This is a genomic window from Rhodohalobacter sp. 8-1 (assembly GCF_038150125.1).
In the GTDB taxonomy this organism is placed as follows: domain Bacteria; phylum Bacteroidota; class Rhodothermia; order Balneolales; family Balneolaceae; genus SW132.
Genome location: NZ_JBBVMF010000005.1, coordinates 316,013 through 324,092 on the forward strand (window position 1 = coordinate 316,013; position 8,080 = coordinate 324,092).

At 41.1% G+C, this 8,080-nt stretch carries 6 protein-coding genes and 1 pseudogene; 2 read left to right on the forward strand and 5 right to left on the reverse strand.

The genetic code is table 11. The features are described 5' to 3' along the window. Positions 1-34: 34 nt before the first annotated feature. The 4 genes from AABW11_RS07365 to AABW11_RS07380 all read right to left on the reverse strand — a co-directional run bounded on the left by AABW11_RS07365 (position 35) and on the right by AABW11_RS07380 (position 4,578). Positions 35-862 carry a hypothetical protein gene (locus tag AABW11_RS07365; protein ID WP_340104157.1) on the reverse strand — a complete coding sequence of 276 codons (828 nt, stop codon included), beginning with the start codon at positions 860-862 and terminating at the stop codon, positions 35-37. After that, positions 859-2,103: a tyrosine-type recombinase/integrase gene (locus AABW11_RS07370; protein ID WP_340104158.1), complete on the reverse strand. Its 1,245-nt coding sequence runs from the start codon at positions 2,101-2,103 to the stop codon at positions 859-861. The genes AABW11_RS07365 and AABW11_RS07370 overlap by 4 nt, the downstream gene beginning before the upstream one ends. Before the next feature lie 966 nt (positions 2,104-3,069). Continuing rightward, positions 3,070-3,387: a hypothetical protein gene (locus AABW11_RS07375; RefSeq protein ID WP_340104159.1), complete on the reverse strand. Its 318-nt coding sequence runs from the start codon at positions 3,385-3,387 to the stop codon at positions 3,070-3,072. Between the two features lie 21 nt (positions 3,388-3,408). Beyond that, positions 3,409-4,578 carry a S41 family peptidase gene (locus AABW11_RS07380; protein WP_340104160.1) on the reverse strand — a complete coding sequence of 390 codons (1,170 nt, stop codon included), beginning with the start codon at positions 4,576-4,578 and terminating at the stop codon, positions 3,409-3,411. 78 nt (positions 4,579-4,656) lie between these two features. Between AABW11_RS07380 and AABW11_RS07385 the strand changes: the two genes are divergently transcribed. Both AABW11_RS07385 and AABW11_RS07390 read left to right on the forward strand, forming a co-directional pair. Then, positions 4,657-5,082, forward strand: coding sequence for a hypothetical protein (locus AABW11_RS07385; protein ID WP_340104161.1), 426 nt, complete (start codon positions 4,657-4,659; stop codon positions 5,080-5,082). A 553-nt stretch (positions 5,083-5,635) separates the two neighbouring features. Beyond that, complete coding sequence (locus AABW11_RS07390; protein ID WP_340104162.1) at positions 5,636-6,574, forward strand: 1-phosphofructokinase family hexose kinase; 939 nt, start codon at positions 5,636-5,638, stop codon at positions 6,572-6,574. 1,234 nt (positions 6,575-7,808) lie between these two features. Here AABW11_RS07390 and AABW11_RS07395 read toward each other — a convergent pair. Next, positions 7,809-8,080, reverse strand: a pseudogene (locus AABW11_RS07395) (hypothetical protein); the annotation flags it as partial.

Genomic DNA, 8,080 nt, shown 5'->3' on the forward strand with positions numbered 1-8,080 from the left:
TGATCACGCATTGATCAACTCTTAGTTTTTGCCGTCATTTTTGCCTGTATTTGGTTAGCTTTTTCTCAAATTTTCCACTTTTAAGATCCTCCTTTAGCCACCTCTTGAGCGTACTTTTTGCCACTTTATCATAATGTCGCAAAATGCCATTGTATAGATCACTATTTGCGTTACCGGTATCCGTGATGAATTCAGATAATTTTTTTTCGCCAATCACTTTATCAGCTGCCTTAAGGATCTCCGGATAGTGTTTGGCTTGTTCGTCCTTCTTTTGTTGTTTCTTACTCTTTGCAGCCCCTTTCAGCTTCTCTCTTTCATCTGTAGGCTGAGGACTCATTGTCGTAAGAGCATCAGGATAATCCTCATTTAAAGCCTCCTGAATTATTTTATTCAAAAGCCTCTGTTTCTCCCGGAATGTAGCTACTCGCTCCCCTGAATTGCAGATCTCTTCAATTGCCTTAACGCACTTGGTTGCCGGATAATAACTTTGCAGTTTGTCATCAAAAGATTCCTCTATGACTCCCTGTAATGTCTCTAAAGTTCGAGAAGGGTTCTGAATGTGGTTGTCGGTATCTACTTCTTTCTCTACCGATGATAATACCTGTTTCATACCCTGTTTGAGCAGGGCGTGGTACTTACGTTCGTTAGGATCTGGTGATCCAGGGGGCGTATTAGAAATAGTCTTGAGCTCCTCTACTCGCTCAGCAATCTGGCTAACTAATTCTTTCTCCTGATCTGCCAGGACATCGCGGTGAGTCTTGATGTCGTTTATAGCAGAAATCTTGTTGTCTGCCTGTTTATATTTCTTGACGAACTTATTATAAAATACCCGGTGCTCAAATGTGCTTTTAAAAATGCTCATGCAGTTGTAATTTCTTGGTCTTCTTTATTGATTATATCAGATAGTTTTCCGCACCACTTATTTAAAGCAGCGCGTTTCTCTTTTTTGTAATCATACCTATTATATAAAGCAGTTACACTGTTCCCGGTGCCATTCTTGTGGTTAAGAACTTTTGAGAGTACTTGTGGTGATATATTTAGCTCGGCTAATCTTGTCGTAACAGTTGTTCGCAATGAGTGGGCATTAAAATCATTTACCGAGGTTTTTTCACCAATTCTGCTGGCAGCTTTCTGAAGTCCATATATGGGTTTGTCTTTTTTAACAGGACTTGGAAAAACGTAAGTTTTATTCAGTTTTCTATTTTTTAGTGCGGTGAGTATTTCGATTGCCTTGTCAGGTAGTGGGACATATGTGGAGTTCTTATTTTTTGTATCAGGGCTGGTAATAAACCAATATCGTTCTTTTAGATTTAAGTCCTGCCATTTCATCAATCGAGTTTCACCGCTTCTCTGCCCTAAAATTGTGAGCATCTTAAAAAGTGATCCGATTGGTTCGTTATGATTATCAAATTCTTTCCACAGAATTTTTAGCTCTTGGTCGTTGAAAGGTCTGTTTTGCCACTTATTATCCTTGGCGACACGTTTTTTTAAAGTTATCTCCCTTGCAATATTAAAATCGACCCACTCTCGGTCTTTTGCGAATTTAAAAATCCCAGACAAAATTGCCTGCAGCCTCTTAGCTTGTGTTGGTGAACTTTTCGCGATTTCATGAAGATAATCAATCACCTCTGACCTTTTTATATCTTTAATGTATCGTTCTGGATCAAAACCTCTGCTCTTTGTCTTTTTATTGGCTCCGTCTCCAGAAATTAGATGCTTAATTCTCCTTTTATAGTCTAATTGAGTTGATTCTTTAAGTTGGCTGACATGCTTCTCTTTATAAGAAGAGATGACTTCACCGAATGTTTTTTTAGTGACATTCTTTTTCGTTTTCTCCTCAATGTATGGGTCTCCTCCTTTTTTTGTATAAGATCTCAACTCATCAGCGCGGGTTCTTGCTTGAGCAAGGGAATAGACTTTTGAAAAACGATTAATTGTATAACGACGATTTTTGCCATTGGCTCTGTAGCGGTAGAAAAAGGTTTTGGAGCCACCCGGTGACACTCGTAGTCCGAGTCCTGAGGTGTGAAGGTCGTAATAGTCAGTTTGTTTTTCGCTTTTAATACTCTGGATGAATTTCGTTGTGAACTTAACTTTTGGCATTTTATCGCTACGTTATTTTTAGGGTACAGATAGGGTAACAAAATATGTATATTGAGTGGTAATATAGCAATATTTAGTGGGAGTAACAATATCTATAAGTGCATGTTATGCAATAAATTACGTGATATTTATGGGCCTTAATGGGAAGTGTTGGGTTTTAGGTAATAACGGACTGAAAATCCGTGTGTCGGCGGTTCGAACCCGCCCGGTCCCACCATTACTTAAAGCCTCAAGTCGTGATGCACTGCTTGGGGCTTTTTTTATGGCTGAATATTGTGGCGGATCGAACAGTCGGTTCCATCCCAAAGATGTCTAAGCCGAAATCCGCGCTGTCCCAAACAAGTTAAACCTTTTGAGATCTGTTGCTGCTGGAGTTTGTTGTTTCTTGAGTTCGATACTGGGAGACCCAAAAATGCTATCTTAAGTCCCTATTTTTCCTATGTAGGTGGCGCCATTTTGAAGGTCCGGAAATAATTCATTCAACAAATGCGGTAATGGTGATTAGGATGAAGGATTTCGGCCTTGATGGGTAGAGGGATAGCATGGGTTACACCACAGCGCGGGAGAAATCGCTATGGGCGCTCACCTTGTGAGCATTCTCATAGTGTAACCGTGCGGGGCAATCCGTGCCCGGAAGCCATCACAGCCGGGAGTTTTTGGTTACTTTTGACGGTTCAAAAGTAACAGGCTCAATAGCAATGATTATCTAATGTTACTGGCTGCATAAAATTCATCAACTCTCTATGAGCTTGTATTATTTGCATAATAAAATGATGACATGGTTCAAGAAGTAAACCTTAAAGAACTGTAATTGCTGCTGGAGTTTGTTGTTTGATCGCTGGCAAACAAAGACACAAGAAGACTACTTTATCCTACCCTTCAGACACACTTAATGAGGATATAGCATCCTGGTTTATAAAGACTCAAGGCTTCTTAGATTTCTTCAAACTCCTGTATATATTCATTTTATAGGTCGGGAGTTAATCCAAGCTCTTTAGCTTGTCCCGGAAGGATATACATATCTTTCCCGAACTGTTCCAGGTCACGACTGTCTTTCCAAAATTCACCCCTGAAAGGAACAGGTTGTTCGATTTGCTTGGCCAAAGGTTCACCGGAAATGATGTCAAGAGCTTTGGCCAGAAGGGGGGCATTTTCATCGCCAAGGGGTGGGAGATTGTCCAGAAAGTCCAATTCATTTAACGGGTGGTCTGGTATAAAACCGTCTCCATTAGATTGCCCAACAGAATTCCTTATTTTTAAAACGATAGGCTGAATGGCATTCAAATGACCAGAGTTTGCCTGCTCCTAGTTTGTATAGGGTGCTGGCGCATCATAAAGCGTGATAGATGCATCATCTTTTCCAACCGTTTGGCGACCAATTAATGTGATGTCCATAAATGGATTTAACCCATTAATAATAGCCTCGCTTGCGGAAGCCGTGCCAAATCCTGTAAGAACAAACAACCTGTTCAATGAGGAAAGTTTATTCATAGAGATTTCACCGGTTTCTTCACCGTCCTCGTTAAATACTTTCAATTCGTCTTGAAATGGTACCTGCGATCCTTGCTGTGACCGTTTCTGGTTGAAGGTGAATTCACCAAAAATTTCTGAGCTTCCAAGCCCGGAAATCATACTGGCAAGTGTGGCACTCGTAATAACGGCGCCTCCACCATTATAACGAAGATCTAAAACGAGTTCATCAATCCCTTCAGAGATAAAATTTCCAAAGACATCATTTAAGTTTTGGTGAGAATTCGTCTGAAAAGAGTTGTAGAGCAGGTATCCAACTCTTGCTGTTCCCGTATCAATGACTTTAGATAGATAGATCGGGTCTTCCTGGATTTCAGCCGCATTAATAGTTACCGTTTCTCCGGTTTCTGCGATCTCTCCATCTACAGATTCAGCCAGTGTAAGTACAATCGGATTATTTGCGAGCAGGGTTCTGAAATTATTTACATTCAACGGAGTTCCATTTATACCAGTAAAAATATCTCCACGGACCAGGCCAGCTTCATCAGCGGGTCTTCCGTCCAGAACATATTGAACATACCCAAAGATATCGTTGCTATTTCTGTCAGGTTGTACAAGACCGAATTCGAAGCCAAAACTTTGCGATTCCCCTCTTCTTGAAGCAAGAAATTCCTCATAATCCTCAATAAAAAATGAGAAATCATCCTCTCCGACCCCTTCACCAAAATTTTCGGGTGTAAATAAGAGGTCATCGAACACATTTCCGGCATCTTGAAAACCCATAAGGTAGTTTTGATACTCCTGATTGTTGTCGAAAAAATCTTTGTCGTCGGCTAATTTCGGAACGTCGGTTTGCCAGAAGTACCAATAATTCAAAGCCTCCCACACAAACTGCTTTTGGGAAGATGCTTCGTCGACAGTGGGTCCGGTAGAGGTATCACTGCATCCCCATAATAAAAGGATGATGGCCAATAGTGCAGTATATAAATGAAATCTTGGTTTCATGAGAATATTCGTTAAAATCTAGTTGTATAGATAGCGTTATCTATCTAAAAAGCGGACTATTATTGAAAAATAAAACTTATGAGGTTAATGTTTATTACGGTTTTATCATTTTTTCTTTTGCTAACGGCATGCTCACCAGAAAAAAAATTAGTGATCGATAGCGATATTAACATCATCAAAGCTGAGTACAAACATTGGAGAGATGCTCCGGCAACTCAATCGGATGTGCCGGAGAGAGGCACGGATCTCAGGCTGGTTGTTCAATACTGGCCTGAAGGAGCAGAGCCACATCATATCGTCTATCGAAAATTGAAATCATTTCCCGCAGAGGTTACAGATACAACAGAAACCAGAGTTGTTATTTTTGCAAGGATTATCCGCAGCTCTGCTGTTTTTGAGGGAACTTCTGAAAGGGTTGAACTGTCGGACCGATTTGTCTTTACGGCTGCCGATGGCAAAACAAGGTACGTTGAAATCAACGAGTGGAGTCGGACGGAGAATTGATGAGATAGATTTTCTCAGCGCTTTTCTGTGTTTTCCATTCCTTTTAATATCATTTTAAAGCCCGGTTTAACAGTTCGTTTGATTTTCCATTGTTGATACCGTTTACATCTTTGTTGGTTATCAGGGGTTCAATACCCGATAACACGGTAACTATCTGCCTGAGGTTGTTTAGTTGGCCTTCGTTAAAATCCGAATCTGTGGTATCAATTACCGATTGAAGGATATCCGGCCGCCTTACGTAATACAGTGAATGCCTGTGTACAGGATTTCGAAAAGCATGACCGCTGCCAAAACGGACAAAATACTTCTAAATGATTGTATCCCGTCTGATGAAAAAATCATTTTGCTAAGAATTGATGATTGCCGGAATGAGTATCTATTCCGATGATGAAGCAAAAAAATCTGCGTTTCGCTTGTCAAAAGATCTGTAAAAAAACACTTTTAAGAATTTTATACACTTATCAATTGTTTATGTATCAGTCACATAAAAGACTTTTAAGAGTAAGTGTGAAATCATGAGAAGCAGTAAAACAATTCAAAAAGCAGATACATTATGTCAAGACAAGTCCTTACCGTAACGATGAATCCCGCGCTTGATGTAAACAGTAAAGCCGGGGAAGTTGTGACCGATCAGAAGGTGCGGTGTGAGAAGCCGGTATATGATCCCGGGGGAGGAGGCATAAATGTGGCCAGGGTTCTGAAGCGATTAAAAATCGGTGCCGATGCTAAATGTGTTGTTGGCGGGGTAACAGGAGATCTTCTCAAATCTTTACTTAAACAGGAAAAAATCAACTTTTTACCCGTGGAGATCGAGCAGGCAACCAGGGAAAGCATCTCCATTATCGATAACAAAACTGATAAGCAGTATCGTTTTGTATTTCCCGGTCCGCAACTTGAAAAAAATATCTGGAAAAGAATCTTGTCAGATGTGGAAGATACTATCGAAGATTACGAATTCGTGGTGGCCAGCGGAAGTCTTCCGCCGGGAGTGCCGGATGATTTCTACAGTCGTTTGGCGGAAATTGTGCTGAAAAATGACAAAAAATACATTTTGGATACATCTGGCGATGCACTTTATGAGGGAATCAAGAGCGGTGCCAGCTATATAAAACCTAATGAGGAGGAGTTTGACGAACTCATGAACAGGTCGGAGGCTGAAAACAGAGATGAGCTTATCGATCAGCTATCAGACAATGGTGTTGAGAATATTATACACACGCTGGGTAAAGACGGAACAATGCTCTACAATAGAGAGGGAAAGCAAAAATTTACTCCGCCAGAGATAGAAGTGAACAGTTCTATCGGAGCGGGGGATAGTTTTGTGGGCGGACTGGTGGCCGGACTTACAAAAGATTTGAAAATTGAAGACGCTGTTTATTTTGGCGTAGCATCAGCTGCAAGTACCCTGCAAAGTCCCGGAACCTCACTTTGCGATTCCGATGAAGTTAAAAAAATACACGCCAAGCTAAGCGGGAATGAGATTAGTCTTTGAAAGTTAACGGCTACGTATATGAAACAGTTGGCATTATTAACTCAACTTCCGAAAATCTTAAAAATCAGCCTCGATTACCTTTAAATAACGATCTGTAGTGCTACATCCATTTTTTTAGGTTCTACCGGAAACAGTGTGGGTTAGTTGTATATTTATGAACGATCGACTCAACATATTAAATGTCGTCACTTATCAAACTTAATGCTAATACAGATCCTTCCACTCGCCCCGAAAACCACGGGTCGCGTGTTCAGGATGACACGCTCATTGGTTGCACATGGGCGGCGTGGATACGACTTAAATGCTCATTCCTGCTATGTGATCACGCCGCCATTAAATTCCGCTAAGTCGACGTCATTCTGATCAAAACGGTGCCTTTCCGTTTTGAGAAGAATCTGTAAAAGCAGACTATCTTGCACTATCAACCGTAATTTATGACAGTGCTTACCAGCTGGATGAATCAATTGCTTTAATGAGATTGTATGAGAAATTGAACTGACAGGATTATTTTAGTTACCCACAATGTTTCCGGCAGAACCTTTTCTTATACTGGATAAACTTTTCGTTCAACCTTCCATCCCAACCTGAATCTGAAGACATTTAGGTACATAAAGATACTAAAAAGCAATTATACCAAATACCACAGGTAACCAAAGCACCAGAGGTGCGACATATCCGTAGCCCAAAGTCACTGCGCAGCGGCGGCTTTGGGTTAAGAGTAAGCATAAAGTTTTGGAGCGCCGTAGGTGCGGTATATCCGCGTCCTTGCAAAAGGACCATACCATCCTTACCCATACATTATTTTATTGAATCCGATTCAGACGATCTGTTCGAATTTTATGACTGAGATTGAATTCAGATTACAAATGATGCCGCACCTTCGGCGCTTTTTTTTTATTCTGGCTTCTTTGATACCCCACGGAAATGCTGCGCATTCCCATAGGGCTACGGATATGCCGCCCCGAAACGGGGCTGGGTTCATTTCTGAGTAGGTGAATTACATTCTTTTTGTCTGTGGTCTACAGTTTTAAATGAAACTTATTTTGTAGCCACTACATCTTCATTTTGCGAAAGTTGAGTTAAGCGCTTTCCTGTCAGGTTAGAACTGCTTTTGAATAATCCAGTTTATGAACTGGATGAGTCCCGCAGCAGCGGAATCACATCCAATACACCTCGAGGTGTATGTTCATAAAGCAGATACGGCAAGCATTGGAGGAAATGGTGATTTCAACCTTCAGATGTGCTCTTCTGTGATCGTATGATCCCTGTGAAGTGTGGCAAAAAGAGATTGGCTGATAAGCGCACAGATCACTCCGAACGGAAGATATCCGGCATAGCCAAGCAGAGGCATCTCGAACAGGTAAAACCTCTCAACCCACGGCACGTTATATATCCATTTGGCTTCGCTGTAGAAATTCCACATCTCCCAGAAAAAACCGCAGTAGAGAGCAGCCATTGCTGACGACCAAACCAATGTTAGATCTCCGTTCGAGCTATCTTTAAGCA

What these genes read in the sequence shown, in the direction of transcription:
- AABW11_RS07365 (WP_340104157.1), bottom strand. Translation starts at nt 862, where the DNA reads ATGAGCATTTTTAAAAGCACATTTGAGCACCGGGTATTTTATAATAAG.
- AABW11_RS07390 (WP_340104162.1), top strand. Translation starts at nt 5,636, where the DNA reads ATGTCAAGACAAGTCCTTACCGTAACGATGAATCCCGCGCTTGATGTA.
- AABW11_RS07380 (WP_340104160.1), bottom strand. Translation starts at nt 4,578, where the DNA reads ATGAAACCAAGATTTCATTTATATACTGCACTATTGGCCATCATCCTT.
- AABW11_RS07370 (WP_340104158.1), bottom strand. Translation starts at nt 2,103, where the DNA reads ATGCCAAAAGTTAAGTTCACAACGAAATTCATCCAGAGTATTAAAAGC.
- AABW11_RS07385 (WP_340104161.1), top strand. Translation starts at nt 4,657, where the DNA reads ATGAGGTTAATGTTTATTACGGTTTTATCATTTTTTCTTTTGCTAACG.